This window comes from Hydrogenophaga sp. 2FB (assembly GCF_005503365.1).
In the GTDB taxonomy this organism is placed as follows: Bacteria; Pseudomonadota; Gammaproteobacteria; order Burkholderiales; family Burkholderiaceae_C; genus Hydrogenophaga.
The window spans coordinates 32044-46666 of sequence record NZ_SCML01000052.1; the positions used below are offsets into that span (position 1 = coordinate 32044).

Here is a 14623-nt window from a genome sequence, read left to right on the forward strand (position 1 = left end):
GAAGGCCGTCACCGCAACGCCGGCCCGCGCGGGGCAGCGAGCCCAATTACAGCGTGAACGGGTTGGCGAAAGCGAACAGCAGGGCAATGGCCACGCCGATCAGGAATGCGGCGTCGATCAGACCGGCCAGAATGAACATCTTGGTCTGCAGGTCGTTCATCAGCTCAGGCTGACGTGCCGACGATTCGAGGAATTTGCCGCCCATCAGCGCGATGCCGATGGATGCGCCGATGGCGCCCAGACCGACGATGAGACCGCAAGCCAGTGCGACAAGACCCAGAACGTTTTCCATGATGACTCCTATGAAGTGGAAGTTTGTTGAGAAAGGAAAGAAACGAGAAAGAAACCGTGCGACCTAGAAAGTCGCGTCAGTGCGCGTCATGCGCTTGACCCAGATAAATCAGGGCCAGCATCATGAAGATGAACGCTTGCAAGGTGATAACCAGAATGTGGAACAGGGTCCACACCGTGCCTGCGATCACGTGACCAACAAAGAACAGCGAACCGCCCAGCGACAGGGTGGCATACGCACCCAGCAGAGCGATCAGCATGAACACCAGTTCGCCGGCAAACATGTTGCCAAACAACCGCATGCCGTGCGAGACCGTCTTGGCGACGAACTCGATCATCTGCATCAGGAAGTTGACCACGCCCAGCAGCACCGCCCAGATGGGGTTCTTGCTGGTGCCGAAAGGCGCGCACACGAGTTCGTGCGCCCAGCCGCCCAGGCCCTTGATCTTGATGTTGTAGAACAGGCACATCAACAGTACCGACACGGACAGACCCAGCGTGGTGGACAAGTCGGCGGTGGGCACGACGCGCAGGTAATCCTTGAAACCCATGGCCGGGCCGGCGTTGTGCCAGATCTGGGGGATCAGGTCCACCGGGATCATGTCCATGAAGTTCATCATGAAGATCCAGACGAATACCGTCAGCGCGAGCGGGGCCACAAGCTTGCGACTCTTGGCGTTGTGGATGACCGCTTTGGCCTGGGTGTCGACCATTTCCACCAGCATCTCGACGGCTGCCTGGAAGCGGCCCGGCACGCCGGCCGTGGCACCGCGAGCAGCACGCCAGAGCACAAAGACCATCAGCAAGCCGAGCAGCGAACTCACCACGACGGAATCGATATTGATCACCGAGAAATCGACGATCGATCCTTGCTTCTGGTTCGTCAGGTGGACGAGGTGATGGCGGATGTATTCGCCCGGGGTCAAAGTGCCTTCAGCAGCCATGTTCGTTTTGTCCGATGAGCCGGAGAGTCAACCGTTTGCATTTGATCGACGGGCCTGGAAGAAGTATCCAAACCAGTAGACCTTAAGAACCAACACAAGCCCGACCAGAAGGCCGAACCAATTCAGGGGAGAGACCACCCATGGAGCCGCGGCCAACATGACCACCGCCAGCAGGATCTTGACGCCCTCCCACAGCAGAAACCCGGCAAATGCCGCATTGGCGTGCGCCGCCCACACACGGGACATTGCACTGGAGGTCAAACCGTAGGCCATGAGAGCCGAAGGAATTGCCACCGCCGCCGCGCCATAAAGAACCGACCACGCCACCGAAGGTGACTGCCACAGCAGCCCACCCGCGATGCTTGCGACCAGCCCTACCAGCCACTGCACCAGGACCAGCCGCCAGAGCGATAACACTGGCTGGCCGATCCGCCACTGTTGCGCCTGTTCGGGCGTCAGTGGCTTGAAATCACTGTCCTGCACCCCATCTTCTGGGTCTGTTCCATCGGTCGGGATCGAATGGCCTTGCGTCATATTCGACCTCGCGCGTGACAGGCAGACTACAAAGCGTCCGGGTTGCAAAGCCTCTCATTATACGTAGAAACCCCAGCCCGGCATCAATACTCGGTGCAGCATTTCCGTGCGCGCCTCTCGTGCGGGTGCGAAGCCGATAATCCTCCTATGACCGACCTGCCCGACTCGCTGTGCTTTCTCGACGGGGCCTACGGTCCGATTCGGGATGCTCGCGTGAGCGTGCTGGACCGCGGCTTCATCTTCGGCGATGGCATCTATGAAGCCCTTCCCGCATATGGTGGGCGCTTGTTTCGCTTTGCGGAACACATGGCGCGCCTGGATCGCTCGCTGCGCGAGGTCCATATGCCCAACCCCTTTCCCACCAGTGAGTGGCTGGCCATTGCCCGACGCCTGATCGCCGATCAGCAGTCCCGAGGCGTGGAGGATCAGCTTGTCTACCTGCAGATCACCCGCGGTGTCGCCCTGCGCGACCATGTGATGCCCGCCGGCCTGAAGCCCACGGTCTTCGCCATGGCCAATGCGATGAAGCTGGCCACACCGGAACAGCGCGCGCATGGCGTGGCCTGTGTCACCGCCGACGACTTCCGCTGGCGCAAGGCGCACATCAAGACCACGAGTCTGCTGGGCTCGGTGATGGCGCGCCAGATCGCCGCCGATGCCGGCGCCGTGGAGATCGTGATGTTCCGCGAGGGCTTTCTGAGCGAAGGCGCGTCGAGCAATGTATGGACGGTCAAGGACGGCGTGGTCATGGGCCCGCCCAAGGACAACCTGGTGCTCGAAGGCATCCGGTTCGGGCTCATCGAGGAGCTTTGTCACCAGCAGGGGCTGCGGTACGCGCTGCGCCGTATTACGCGTGCCGAGGTGCTGTCGGCCGACGAACTGCTGCTGTCCTCGGCGACCAAGGAAGTGCTGCCCATCACCATGCTCGACGGCGTGCCGGTGGGCCATGGCACCCAACGCGGACACCCCGGCCCGGCCTATGCAAACTTGTACGCAGCCTACCAGCGCGCGGTGGCCGCGCAATCAATCTGACGCATTGGAAACCCGACATGATGGAACCGCCTCCAGACATCCCTCCCGAGCAATCGCTCATCACCTATCCCAGCGACTTTCCCATCAAAGTGATGGGCGCCAACGTGGACGGTTTCGACACCGCCATGGCGCATGTGGCGCGCGCCTTCGACCCCGGCTTTGACGAACGCACGATCGAGCGGCGTCCGAGCAAGGCAGGCAACTACCTGGGCCTCACGCTCACGGTGCACGTGACCAGCCGCGAGCAGCTCGACGAGCTCTACCGCACGCTGACCACGCACCCGATGGTCAAGGTCGTGTTGTGATCGTCCGCGCGCTGGGCCGGGTGGACCACGCGCCCACCTACGAGGCCATGCAGGCCTTCACCGCTGCACGCACAGCCGGCACGCCCGACGAACTCTGGGTCTGCGAGCACGCCCCGGTGTTCACGCAGGGGCTGGCGGGCCGCGAAGACCACCTGCTCGCGCCCGGCAACATCCCGGTGGTGGCCACCAACCGCGGCGGTCAGGTGACGTACCACGGCCCGGGCCAGGTGGTGGCCTACCCGCTGATCGACCTGCAGCGCGCGGGCTACTTCGTCAAGGAATACGTCTATCGGGTGGAAGAGGCGGTGATCCGCACTCTCGCCGACTTCGGCGTGACCGGTCACCGTGTGGCGGGTGCGCCCGGCATCTATGTGCGGCTGGACGACCCCGGCAGCCACGCCTTGCTGCCGCAGCGCCCCCAAAAACGCACACCCGGCGAGCCCCTGCCCGACCCCGACTTCACCGGCCTGGGCAAGATCGCCGCCCTGGGCATCAAGGTGAGTCGGCACTGCACTTACCACGGTGTGGCGTTGAACGTCGCGATGGACCTGCAACCCTTTGAGCGCATCAACCCTTGTGGCTACGTGGGTCTGCAAACCGTCGACCTTTCTACAATCGGGGTTGCCGTTTCATGGGATGAGACGGCGCGGGTGCTGAGCCAGAAGCTCACGACCACGCTCACTCCCTGACCTAACCCACGCCATGACCAGCCCCGACACCCCCACGGTTTCCGCCAGCCCCACCGTCCGCGACGCCCAGCCCGCCGGCAGCTACGACGCCACAGCCAAGCAGAAGAGCCAGGCCAAAACGGCACGCATTCCCATCAAGATCGTGCCGGCCGAGGTGCTGAAGAAGCCCGAGTGGATCCGCGTCAAGGCCGGTAGCCCGACCACGCGCTTCTACGAAATCAAGGACATCCTGCGCGCCAACAAGCTGGTGACGGTGTGCGAAGAAGCGAGCTGCCCGAACATTGGCGAGTGCTTCGGCAAGGGCACAGCCACGTTCATGATCATGGGCGACAAGTGCACGCGGCGCTGCCCGTTCTGCGACGTCGGCCACGGCCGCCCCGATCCGCTGGATGTGAACGAGCCCGAGAACCTGGCCAAGACGATTGCGCAGCTGCGGCTGAAGTACGTGGTGATCACCAGCGTGGACCGCGACGATCTGCGCGACGGCGGCGCTGGCCATTTCGTGGCCTGCATCGAGCGCACGCGTGCCTTGTCGCCGCAAACGCAGATCGAGGTGCTGGTGCCGGACTTCCGCGGCCGCGACGACCGCGCGCTCGGCATTCTCCAGGCCGCGCCGCCCGACGTGATGAACCACAACATCGAAACCGTGCCTCGCCTGTACAAGGAAGCGCGCCCGGGCTCGGACTACAAGTTCAGCCTGAACCTGCTCAAGAAGTTCAAGGCGTTGTTCCCGCACGTGCCCACCAAGAGCGGCCTGATGGTCGGCCTGGGGGAGACGGACGAAGAAATTCTCGAGGTGATGCGCGACATGCGCGCGCACGACATCGACATGCTCACCATCGGCCAGTACCTCGCCCCCAGCGGCCACCACCTCCCGGTGCGCCGCTACGTGCACCCCGACACCTTCAAGATGTTCGAGGCCAAGGCCTACGAAATGGGCTTCACCCACGCCGCCGTGGGCGCCATGGTGCGCAGTTCGTACCACGCCGACCAGCAGGCGCATGGCGTGCTCAACGCCGAAGCGAAGTGACATGCCCGCCGCGCACGACCGCCTGAGCGTGCGCGACTATGGCGCCTCGCACGGCAGCCACGATCACGACCACTTCCAGATCCTCGTCGGCCTGGAAGGCGTGCTCGAGCTTGAGGTGGCGGGCCGTGGGCAACGCATTGCCGTTGGCGACGGCTGCGTGGTACCCCCCGGCGAGCGCCACGATTTCGAAGGGCGAGGCGCAACGCGCTGCCTGGTACTGGATTCGCACGATCCCGCCTGGGCCCAAGCCGTCGCGGCACCGCCGTCGGGCGTGCAGCCTTTGGCGCACTATCTGGCCACAGCCGTGTCGGCGGGTCTGCCGCGCGCACGGCAACTCGGCGCCAGCCTGCTGCTCGAAACCTGGCTGCAGCACAGCGCCTCGCCCGACCCGCCGCTGGAGCGCCATCGCCGTCCCATCGACTGGGCCGCACTGGGCCAGTGGCTGCAAGCGCACTGGCAAGCCCCGCTGACCGTGGCCGACCTGGCTTCGCAGGTGCACCTGAGCCCATCGCAATTCACCGCGCGCTGCCAGGCAGAACAAGGCGACAGCCCCATGCAGTGGCTGCGCCGCCAGCGCCTGGCCCAGGCCCGCGCCTGGCGTGCCAGCGGACTGAGCGTGGCCGACACGGCGCGGCGCATCGGCTACCGCTCGCCATCGGCGCTGACGGCCGCCTTGCGCCGCGTGCCGCCGCGCGGCTGAACCCCCACCCCTCGAGACCCGCGAAACGCGACGAAGGATCGGCGGATCGCGACGATGGCCCCGGCTAAGCTCCGGGCATGAGCCGTCCTCTTTTGCCCAACCACCCATGAGCGGGCACAACCACCCGCTGGCGCTGGGCATCGGCTTTGGCGCCGCCGCCGGTGCGGCCTGGGGCTTCGTGTTCCTGGCCCCTGAACTCGCACGCGACTTCTCACCCCTGCAGCTGTCCGCGGCGCGCTACCTTGCCTACGGCCTGGTGGCATGGGCCTTGATCGCCCCGCGCTGGCGCACCCTGGCGCCACGGCTGGGCCGACCGGAATGGATGGCGCTGGTGCGCTTGAGCCTGCTGGGCAACATCGTGTACTACGTGCTGCTGGCCAACGCGGTGCAGCTCGGCGGCGTGGCCATGACGTCATTGGTCATCGGTTTCCTGCCGGTGGCGGTCACGCTCATCGGCAGCCAGGGCCATGGCGCGGTGCCCTTGCGCCGGCTCGCCCTTACGCTGGCGTTGGGCGTGGCCGGCATCGCCTGCGTGGCCTGGCAGGCCTTGGGCATGCCGTCGGCAGCGCCGGCGGCCCATCGCCTCACGGGCTTTCTTTGCGCGCTCGGTGCGCTCGCCGCCTGGACCGCCTATGCCGTGAGCAACAGCCGCTGGCTCGTGCGCCTGGACCATGTCTCCTCGCACGACTGGAGCCTGCTCACCGGCCTGGTGACGGGCGGGCTGGCGCTGTTGCTGGCGGTGCCGGCCTTCATGGACAGCAGCCTGAGCGACCACACCGGCGCGCAATGGGGGCGCTTCATCGGCGTGGCGGCCGGCATGGCTGTGGTGGCCTCGGTCCTGGGCAACGCGTTCTGGAACCGTGCCAGCCGCCTGTTGCCGCTGACCATGATCGGGCAGATGATCCTTTTCGAGACCCTCTTCGCCCTGCTCTACGGCTTCCTGTGGGAAGCGCGCTGGCCCACCGCGCTCGAGGCCCTGGCCATGGTCCTGGTGAGCGCCAGCGTGCTGGCGGGCATCTCGGCGCACCAACCCGTGCCGGAACACGGCAACTGAGGTCGCGCTCAGTCGGTCATCAGGGCCGCGGGGTCTTCCGCGGCGAGCACGCTCTGCGCCCAGGTCTGCAGGCGCGCGGTGTCACAACGCAGGATCTGCTGCTTGACCGCCAGGATCTGCGACGGGTGCATGGAGAAGCTGCGCAAGCCCAGGCCCAGCAACAAGCGCGTGAGCGTCACGTCGCCCGCCATTTCACCGCACACGCTCACGCCCTTGCCCCGTTCGAGGCACTGCGCGATGGTGCTGGCCAGAAGATGCAGCACGGCCGGGTGCACCGGGTCGTACAGGTGCGAGACGGCCTCGTCGGCACGGTCGATCGCCAGGGTGTACTGGATCAGGTCGTTGGTGCCGACGGAGAGGAAATCGAAGTGCCGCAGGAACAGCGGGATGGTCAGCGCCGCCGCGGGCACCTCGATCATCGCGCCGAGCTTGACGTGGCCATAGGGCACCTCGGCGCTGTCCAGTTGTTCGCGCGCCCGGTTGACCAAGGCCAGGGTCTGGCGGATCTCGCTGGCGTGGGCCAGCATGGGAATCAACAGGTTGACCGGTCCATGCACGGCCGCGCGCAGGATCGCGCGCAACTGCACCAGGAACATGGAAGGCTCGGCCAGGCTCCAGCGGATCGCGCGCAAGCCCAGCGCGGGATTGAGGTGGTCTTCTCCGGCGCGCGAAGCGCCGCGGTCCAGCGGTTTGTCGGCCCCCACGTCGACGGTGCGGATGGTCACCGGCAAGCCCTGCATGCCTTCGATCGCGCGGCGGTAGGCCTGGTACTGCTCTTCTTCGTCGGGCAGGTTGCCGCCACGGCCCATGAAGAGGAATTCGCTGCGGAACAACCCCACGCCCACGGCCCCCGCCTTGAGCGCGGCCACGGCGTCTTCGGGCTGTTCGATGTTGGCCAGCAGTTCGATGCGCTGGCCGTCGAGCGTGACCGCCGGGGTGTTCTTCAGGCGCGAGAGGCGCTCGCGCTCGACCTCACCCTGGCGCTGCTTGAAGCCGTATTCGGCCAGCAGGATGGGCGAGGGATCGACCAGCACCACGCCCGCGTCGCCATCGATGATGACCCAGTCGTCCTGCTTGATGAGGTGGCTGGCCGAACGCGCGCCCACCACCGCCGGAATGTCCATGCTGCGCGCGACGATGGCGGTGTGGCTGGTCTTGCCGCCGACGTCGGTGACGAAGCCGGCGAACACGCTTTGCTTGAACTGCAGCATGTCGGCCGGCGACAGGTCGTGGGCGATCAGCACCAGCGGCGCTTCAGCGCTGTCGTGCGCGTGCCGCGCATCGGCAGCCACCGGCAGCGCCACGCCGCGCATGAAGCGCAGCATGCGCTCGACCACCTGCTCCAGATCGGCCTTGCGCTCGCGCAGGTACGGATCTTCCATTTCGTCGAACTGGCGTGCGATCACCTCCAGCTGCGTGGTCAGCGCCCATTCGGCGTTGTAGTGGCGCTCGACGATCCAGTGCTTCACGCCGCTGGTGAGTTGCTCGTCCTGCAGCAACATCAGGTGCACGTCGAGCAGCGCGGTGAGTTCGGGGTGCGCGTCGTTCGGGCCGAGTTCGTGCAGGCTTTGCTGCACCTTCACGATTTCTTCGACCACCGCGTTGCGCGCCTGGCGCAGCCGCTCGATCTCGCTCTCGATCTGGTCGGCCTGCACGAAATAGTGCGCCACGTCCACGCGGCTGGACGCCACGATCACGGCCCGCCCGATGGCAATGCCCCGGGATACCGCCAGACCGTGAACCGAAATGGTCATGTCATTCGCCTTCGCCGAACTTGTCGTTGATCAGTGCCAGCAATGCGTCCATGGCCGTCTGCTCGTCCTTGCCGTCGGTCTCGATGTCGACATCGCTGCCCATGCCGGCGGCCAGCATCATCACGCCCATGATGCTTTTGGCGTTGACGCGCCGGTCGCCACGCGACATCCACACATCGCTGGCAAATCCACCGGCCAGTTTGGTGAGTTTGGCGGAGGCGCGTGCGTGCAGTCCGAGCTTATTGCTGATGGTCGCGGTGGTCTTGATCATGGGTGGCTCGTCGGGCCTGGTTTTGAGGAGCGGTCACCGCCACCTGAATCACACCCTGCGTGGCGCCGATCATGGCGCGCGAGATCAGCGCATCCAGTGCTTCATGGCGGTACGACACGGTGCGCAACAGCATGGGCAGGTTCACGCCGGTGATCAGTTTGGAGTTGATGCCGTCGATGAGTTTCTGCGCCACGTTGCAGGGCGTGGCGCCGAACACGTCGGTCACCACCAGTGTCTGCGGCAGGTGCATCTGGCGCATGAGCACCTGCGCCTGCGCGAGCGATTCTTCGGGCGGCACGTTGGGCTGCACATCGAGTGCGGCCACTGCGTCGGCGCTGTCCGGGAACACATGCAACACGCACTGACGCAAGGCCGAGGCCAGCGGTGCATGTGCCAGGATCAGAATGCCATTCATGGTGGCAGTTTAGCCCGGCCGGGCCGCCGACAGGCGCAGATGCGAGCGCAGAAAGGCCGCGTAGGTCCACACGCCACAGATGCCAAAGAGCGCCATGGCGCCCCGGTAGCGGTCGCGCTCGCTACCGCCGAATGCGCCCAGCGCATCGATCAGCACGCCAATGCCCCATTGCGCGGCGAACACGCCCGCAAAAATGGCCAGGTTGTAGGCCGAGAGCACACGTCCTGCCGCCTCGGCCGGCAAGGCCAGCGCCACCGCGGGCTGCGACAGCGACACGACCGTGCAACTGACGCAATACAGCGCCCACAGCGGCCATCCCGCATCCGCGCCCAATCCGACGATGGCGCCGAGCACCACGAAGCTCACCGGCAATCCCCAGGCGATCAGGCGTTCGGGCAACACGCCGCGCCGCACCAGATGCGGACTGGCCATCCCCCACAACCAGAAGGTGCACAGCATTGAGAGGTTGATGGCGAACAAGCCACCCGCAGCCTGCTGCGGCGTGTAGCCCGCCACATTCACCATCCAAGGGCCGGCCCACAGCGTCTGAATCGCGATCATGCCGCCGTAGTTGACGATGCCGATCGGCAACATCTGGCGAAAGTAAGGGTGGCGCCAGATCGCCCCATAGCCGAGCTTCTCCGCCGCGGGCTGGGGCGACACAACGGGATCGGTCCGACGCCAGTTCGGCACGATGATGGCCAGGGTCACCATCGACAGCATGAGCAGGGCTGCCAGCCCCCAGAACAAGCCACGCCAGCCGGTCAACGGCATCAGCCACTGCACCGGCAGCGTGGACGCCACCATGCCGAACGAACCGGTCATGAGCATCCAGGAATTGGCGCGCATCTGAGCACCTGGCGAAAGCCAACGGCGGTAACCGGTGAGCGGCGCCATGAGGCAGGCGCTCACGCCCATGCCGGTGAGCACGCGCGCGGCCAGCAGCCCCGCAAAGTTGGTGGCCATCGCAAAGGCCACACAGCCCACCACCGCCACGCCCAGGAACCACAGGATCACCTTGCGTGGGCCATGCCGGTCCAGCCAGTTGCCCAGGGGCACTTGCGTGAGTGCAAAACCAAAAAAATAGCCGCCAGCCAACAGGCCAAGGTCGCTCGCGCTGAGCGCCATCTCGGCGCTCAATGTGGGCGACAACGTGGCGGTGATGGCGCGCAGCAGCGCGGACAGGAAATACGCGACCGCAAACGTGAGGAAGACGATGACCACCGCGCGCGCGGCCAGCACGTCTCCACCGGGTGCGGGGGCCGCGGTTGCGCCTTCGTAGCGCACGGGGCTCGGTCGGGTGGTCTGGGTCATGGCAGCTTGAGTCCGTCAAAAAAGGCCGAGGTCACGCCCGCGTCGTTCAGGACCGGGCCATAGATCGCGGCCTGGTACACCTGCGTGCCGCGCACGAAATGCACCGCACGCATCTGCACCGGACGGCCCTGGTGGTCCGTGCCTTGCGCGGCCAGGCCCAGGGTCTGCGTCGCACCGGGCACCGCGGCGTTCCATTGCGCGGCCGGCTCGTCGACGCGCGCCGGGTCCACGCGCACCGCGCCGAGCGAGGCGCGTCGCCAGCCGCTCAACGCGGCGGGCACGCGCGCGGCATCGCCCAACTCCACCCAGGCCAGGGCAAAGGTCAGGCCCCCGGTGTCGCAACTTTGCATGTGCAGTTCGGTGGGTGCGCCGCCGTCCAGCGGCACGGCGCGCGTGGCGGTTTCGGGCTTGCACGGCATCAGCGCCTGCAGCGGCGTGCCCTCGGGGCGCAGTTCGCGCCAGTTGAAGGTCGGTGAGCAGGCCCCGAGCACGAGGAGTGCGCAGAGCAAGCGCCCGAGTGGGCGCGGGCAACGGCGGTGCGGCAGGCCGCGGGAGGCAGAGACGGACATGGAATTCCAGCGCGACAGGCCACCGGCGGGACACGGCTGCGGCCGTGACCTCGCGCACAATGGCGACATGAATGCTCTTGATGGTATCCGCGTACTCGATCTCTCCCGCGTGCTGGCTGGCCCGTGGTGCACACAGACCCTGGCCGATCTCGGCGCCGATGTGGTGAAGGTGGAACGCCCGCCCGGCAAAGACCACCCCGGTGGCGACGACACGCGTGGCTGGGGTCCACCCTTTCTGCGTGGCCGCGATGGCGGCGACACCGCCGAAGCCGCCTACTACCTCGGCGCCAACCGCAACAAGCGCTCCATCACCTGCGACATCGCCACGCCCGACGGCCAGGCGTTGATCCGCGAACTCGCGGCCAAGGCCGACGTCTTCGTGGAGAACTACAAGGTGGGCGACATGGCGCGCTATGGGCTGGACTACGCCACCCTGCGCGCGATCAACCCACGGTTGGTCTACTGCTCCATCACCGGCTTCGGCCAGACCGGCCCCTACAAAGACCGCGCGGGCTACGACTTCGCCATCCAGGCCATGGGCGGCCTCATGAGCGTGACCGGCGAACGCGACGACCTTGCGGGCGGCGGCCCGCAAAAGGTCGGCGTCGCGGTGGCCGATCTGTTCACCGGCATGTACGCCACCGTCGCGATCCAGGCGGCTCTGCGCCACGCCGAGCGCACCGGCGAGGGCCAGCACATCGACATGGCGCTGCTCGACACACAGGTCGCGATGCTCGCCAACCTCGGCGCCAACTACCTGGTGCGTGGCCGCGACGACGGCAAGGTGCCGGGGCGCGCGGGCAACGCCCACGCCAACATCGTGCCGTACCAGGTGTTCGAGGTCGCGCCCGACGCCCGGGGGGAAGCCCAATACATCATCCTGGCGGTCGGCAACGACGGTCAATTCGCCAAGTTCTGCGCCGTCGCCGGCCGCCCCGAACTCGCCACCGACGCGCGCTTCGCGCAGAACCAGAACCGCGTGCGCCACCGGGATGTGCTGGTGCCTCTGCTGGCCGAGGTCCTCAAAACACGCGGCAAGGCCGACTGGCTCGCCGCGCTGGAAGCCGCCAGGGTGCCCTGCGGCCCTATCAACAACCTGGCCGAGGTGTTTGCCGACGAGCACGTGCGCTCGCGCCAGATGGTCCGCACCTGGGCGCATCCGCTGGCCGACGCGGTGGATCTCGTGGCCAGCCCGATCAAGCTCGGCGCCACCCCCGTGCGCAATGACCTGCCCCCGCCGCTGTTGGGCGAGCACACGGCCGACGTGTTGAACGAGTGGCTGGATGTGCCGCCCGCTCGCGTGGCGGAACTGCAGCGCAGCGGTGCGATCTGACCCGATCGCCGGATCACCACCCGCATGAACGACATGGACGCCCCCACCCGCCCGCCTTTGGCCGCCTTGCCCACGCCCGCCTCGCTGCGCGGCGCGGGCCAGGCCGCCGCCGCGCGGGGCGAGCCCCTCGTGGTCATGACTTCGCTGGAAGGCTGCCCCTACTGCGCCATTGTTCGCGGCCACTACCTGCTGCCGATGCGGCGCGAAGGCCAGGTGCATGCGGTGGAGCTGGACGTGCTCGACCGCAAGAGCAACCTGCAAGGTTTTGACGGCCAGCTCACCACGCCCGCCGAACAGGCGCGTGCCTGGAAGGCCCGCTTCACGCCCACGGTCCTGTTTTTCGGCCCCGACGGGCGCGAACTGGCCGAGCGCCTGGTGGGCGTGGCCGTGCCCGACTTTTATGGCGAGTACCTGGAGGCCCGCTTGGCCGAAGCGCGCCGCAAGCTGCGATAGCCTGTTCGCAGCGCGAGCGGTCGCCTACTTCCGCGTTTATTTCAGTGCGCCGAACACCTTCTTGAGAATGGCACTGCCGGTGCCCACCGGGTCCTGCCGGATCTTGCGCTCCTCTTCACCAATGATGGTGTAGAGCCCGTCCAGCGACTTGCCGGTGACGTAGCGCTGGATGTTCGCGTCCTCGGACTTCACCAGGCCCAGGCCCGCCACCTTGCCGGCGACCTTGTTGTAGGTATTTGCCAGGCCCACCTTTTCCGTGGCCTTGGTGACGATGGGCAGGAACTTCTCGCCCAGGGGCGAGCGCGTCTTCTCGGCAAAAAACTGGGTCACCGAGTTCTCACCGCCACCCAGGATGTTTTTCGCGTCGGTCACGGACATGGACTTCACCGCCCCCACCAGCACATCACGCCCCATGGGCACGGCCGCCTCGGCCGCGCGGTTCATGCTGGTCACCAGCTCGTCCACGCGCTTGCCCTGGCCCGTCATCTTGAGCAGCTTGGACGCGTCTTCGAGATATCCGGGCAAAGGAATCCGAACTTTTGGGTTGCCCAGGAATCCATCTGTCTTGCCCAGCAAGGCCACCGCCGCCAACGCGCCTTTCTCCAGGGCCACCTTGATGCCTTGGCTCGCATCGCCGTCGGTGATATCGCCCAACGACAAGGCCCTGGCCTGTTGATGGGCGGCAAGGACCAGCAGGCCGATCATCGCGGTGGTGGACTGGGTAAACTGGCGGCGTTGCATGGCGGTTCTCCGGAAAAGCTGGCTGTTCAATGAAGGATGGAGGGCAATGTAGCCCTCGGGAAGTGAAAAGACAATGACCCATCTCAGCCCCAGCGGGCGCCGCCGTCGGCGTGCCCTGCAGGCCGTGGCGGCGCTGGGCGCCGTCAGCGCGCTCGGCCTGGCAGCCGGTTGTTCGGGCCGCGACGCCGCGCCCGAATCCACCTTCGTGCTGCTCGACGGCAGCAAGGCCACCACGGCCGACCTCAAAGGCAAAGTGAGCCTGGTGAATTTCTGGGCCACCACCTGCGTGACCTGCGTGAAGGAAATGCCGTCCATCGTCGCCACGTACAAGAAGTACGAAGGCCAGGGCTTTGAAACCGTGGCCGTGGCGATGGAGTACGACCCGCCCGCCTGGGTGCTCAACTTCGCGCAATCGCGCCAACTCCCTTTCAAGGTCGCGCTGGACAACACCGGCAACATCGCCAAACAGTGGGGCGACGTGAAGCTCACGCCCACCACCTACCTGGTGGACAAACAAGGCCGCATCGTCAAGCGCTTTGTCGGCGAGCCCGACTTCCCTGCGCTGCACGCGCTCATCGAAGAGCTGCTGGCCCAACCGGCCTGAATCGGGGCACGCCACGCGGACACAAAAAAGCCGGGCTTGCATCCCGGCTTTTTCCATTCCGGCCTGCGCCGGCGGATTCAGCCATCAGTCTTTGCGGAAATCGTCGTGGCAGGCTTTGCAGCTCTGGCCTGCGGCACCAAAAGCGGTCTTGATCGCATCGAGGTTGCCGGTCTTGGCGGCCGCATTCAGCTTGGCGGTTTCCGTCTGCAGCTTTTCCGACCGCTCCTTGAACTTGGCTTGCTCGGTCCAGACCGCGGGCAGCGCGCGCGTGTCGCCCTTGTCGGTGCCCGCCACAAAACCTTCCCAAGGCAGCTTGCTCATGGTCTCCACGATCGCCGCGCTGTCGGCGGCCGCCTTGGCGTCAAAAGGCACACGGCCATTGGCCATCGCACCGATACGGCCGAAGTGGTTGCCCATCACGGTCATGACCGATTTGCGGTACTTCACCGCATCTTCGGGCTTCTGGAACTGCGCGATGGACTAAACCGCTTTCGCGGTAATCGCTCCGGCAGCATCGTGGTTATTCGTTCCACCGCTGGTTCTGCCATGTTGACGGGTGAGGCAATCCGCCTCGCTCTTCGACAGGAGTT

Annotated in this window: 19 protein-coding genes; 9 read left to right on the top strand and 10 right to left on the bottom strand. The window is 66.2% G+C overall.

What is annotated here, in order from left to right; all coding sequences use genetic code 11:
• Positions 1-46: 46 nt before the first annotated feature.
• The 3 genes from atpE to FFS09_RS24085 all read right to left on the bottom strand — a co-directional run bounded on the left by atpE (position 47) and on the right by FFS09_RS24085 (position 1769).
• A complete protein-coding gene (gene atpE, locus FFS09_RS24075) occupies positions 47-292 on the bottom strand; it encodes a F0F1 ATP synthase subunit C (protein WP_009519254.1) in 246 nt (81 codons plus the stop codon).
• 76 nt (positions 293-368) lie between these two features.
• A complete protein-coding gene (atpB, locus tag FFS09_RS24080; protein WP_137921475.1) occupies positions 369-1235 on the bottom strand; it encodes a F0F1 ATP synthase subunit A in 867 nt (288 codons plus the stop codon).
• A gap of 27 nt (positions 1236-1262) precedes the next feature.
• Entirely contained in the window at positions 1263-1769 is a 507-nt protein-coding gene (locus FFS09_RS24085) for an ATP synthase subunit I (RefSeq protein WP_137921476.1), read from the bottom strand.
• Positions 1770-1916: 147 nt separating this feature from the next.
• Between FFS09_RS24085 and FFS09_RS24090 the strand changes: the two genes are divergently transcribed.
• From FFS09_RS24090 to FFS09_RS24115, 6 genes are all read left to right on the top strand, one after another.
• The gene (locus FFS09_RS24090) at positions 1917-2801 is read left to right on the top strand and encodes an aminotransferase class IV (protein WP_137921477.1); all 885 of its coding nucleotides are present in this window, start codon (positions 1917-1919) and stop codon (positions 2799-2801) included.
• A 20-nt stretch (positions 2802-2821) separates the two neighbouring features.
• Complete coding sequence (locus FFS09_RS24095) at positions 2822-3106, top strand: DUF493 family protein (RefSeq protein ID WP_137921492.1); 285 nt, start codon at positions 2822-2824, stop codon at positions 3104-3106.
• A gap of 47 nt (positions 3107-3153) precedes the next feature.
• Positions 3154-3795, top strand: coding sequence for a lipoyl(octanoyl) transferase LipB (gene lipB / locus FFS09_RS24100; RefSeq protein WP_502703758.1), 642 nt, complete (start codon positions 3154-3156; stop codon positions 3793-3795).
• A 13-nt stretch (positions 3796-3808) separates the two neighbouring features.
• Positions 3809-4825 (top strand): lipoyl synthase, encoded by a 1017-nt coding sequence (gene lipA, locus FFS09_RS24105; RefSeq protein ID WP_137921479.1) that lies wholly within the window; start codon positions 3809-3811, stop codon positions 4823-4825.
• A gap of 1 nt (position 4826) precedes the next feature.
• Positions 4827-5525: an AraC family transcriptional regulator gene (locus FFS09_RS24110; protein ID WP_137921480.1), complete on the top strand. Its 699-nt coding sequence runs from the start codon at positions 4827-4829 to the stop codon at positions 5523-5525.
• A gap of 106 nt (positions 5526-5631) precedes the next feature.
• Entirely contained in the window at positions 5632-6579 is a 948-nt protein-coding gene (locus tag FFS09_RS24115; protein WP_137921481.1) for a DMT family transporter, read from the top strand.
• A gap of 8 nt (positions 6580-6587) precedes the next feature.
• Here the strand turns inward: FFS09_RS24115 and ptsP are convergent, their stop codons facing one another.
• The 5 genes from ptsP to FFS09_RS24140 are packed head-to-tail and all read right to left on the bottom strand — an operon-like array spanning position 6588 to position 10902.
• The gene (ptsP, locus tag FFS09_RS24120) at positions 6588-8333 is read right to left on the bottom strand and encodes a phosphoenolpyruvate--protein phosphotransferase (protein WP_137921482.1); all 1746 of its coding nucleotides are present in this window, start codon (positions 8331-8333) and stop codon (positions 6588-6590) included.
• 1 nt (position 8334) lies between these two features.
• A complete protein-coding gene (locus tag FFS09_RS24125) occupies positions 8335-8604 on the bottom strand; it encodes an HPr family phosphocarrier protein (RefSeq protein WP_137921483.1) in 270 nt (89 codons plus the stop codon).
• Positions 8573-9019 carry a PTS sugar transporter subunit IIA gene (locus FFS09_RS24130; protein ID WP_137921484.1) on the bottom strand — a complete coding sequence of 149 codons (447 nt, stop codon included), beginning with the start codon at positions 9017-9019 and terminating at the stop codon, positions 8573-8575. Before FFS09_RS24130 ends, FFS09_RS24125 begins: the two co-directional genes overlap by 32 nt.
• Before the next feature lie 9 nt (positions 9020-9028).
• Positions 9029-10333, bottom strand: coding sequence for an MFS transporter (locus tag FFS09_RS24135; RefSeq protein ID WP_137921485.1), 1305 nt, complete (start codon positions 10331-10333; stop codon positions 9029-9031).
• On the bottom strand, positions 10330-10902 hold the full coding sequence (locus FFS09_RS24140; protein WP_137921486.1) for a hypothetical protein: 573 nt from the start codon (positions 10900-10902) through the stop codon (positions 10330-10332). The genes FFS09_RS24135 and FFS09_RS24140 overlap by 4 nt, the downstream gene beginning before the upstream one ends.
• Positions 10903-10969: 67 nt before the next feature.
• Between FFS09_RS24140 and FFS09_RS24145 the strand changes: the two genes are divergently transcribed.
• Positions 10970-12235: a CaiB/BaiF CoA transferase family protein gene (locus FFS09_RS24145; protein ID WP_137921487.1), complete on the top strand. Its 1266-nt coding sequence runs from the start codon at positions 10970-10972 to the stop codon at positions 12233-12235.
• A gap of 33 nt (positions 12236-12268) precedes the next feature.
• On the top strand, positions 12269-12688 hold the full coding sequence (locus FFS09_RS24150) for a thioredoxin fold domain-containing protein (RefSeq protein WP_137921488.1): 420 nt from the start codon (positions 12269-12271) through the stop codon (positions 12686-12688).
• Between the two features lie 36 nt (positions 12689-12724).
• Here FFS09_RS24150 and FFS09_RS24155 read toward each other — a convergent pair whose 3' ends face one another.
• Complete coding sequence (locus FFS09_RS24155; protein ID WP_137921489.1) at positions 12725-13429, bottom strand: DUF4197 domain-containing protein; 705 nt, start codon at positions 13427-13429, stop codon at positions 12725-12727.
• Between the two features lie 73 nt (positions 13430-13502).
• Between FFS09_RS24155 and FFS09_RS24160 the strand changes: the two genes are divergently transcribed.
• A complete protein-coding gene (locus FFS09_RS24160; RefSeq protein ID WP_137921490.1) occupies positions 13503-14033 on the top strand; it encodes a TlpA family protein disulfide reductase in 531 nt (176 codons plus the stop codon).
• An 84-nt stretch (positions 14034-14117) separates the two neighbouring features.
• Here the strand turns inward: FFS09_RS24160 and FFS09_RS24165 are convergent, their stop codons facing one another.
• On the bottom strand, positions 14118-14510 hold the full coding sequence (locus FFS09_RS24165; RefSeq protein ID WP_252374500.1) for a c-type cytochrome: 393 nt from the start codon (positions 14508-14510) through the stop codon (positions 14118-14120).
• Positions 14511-14623 lie beyond the last annotated feature (113 nt).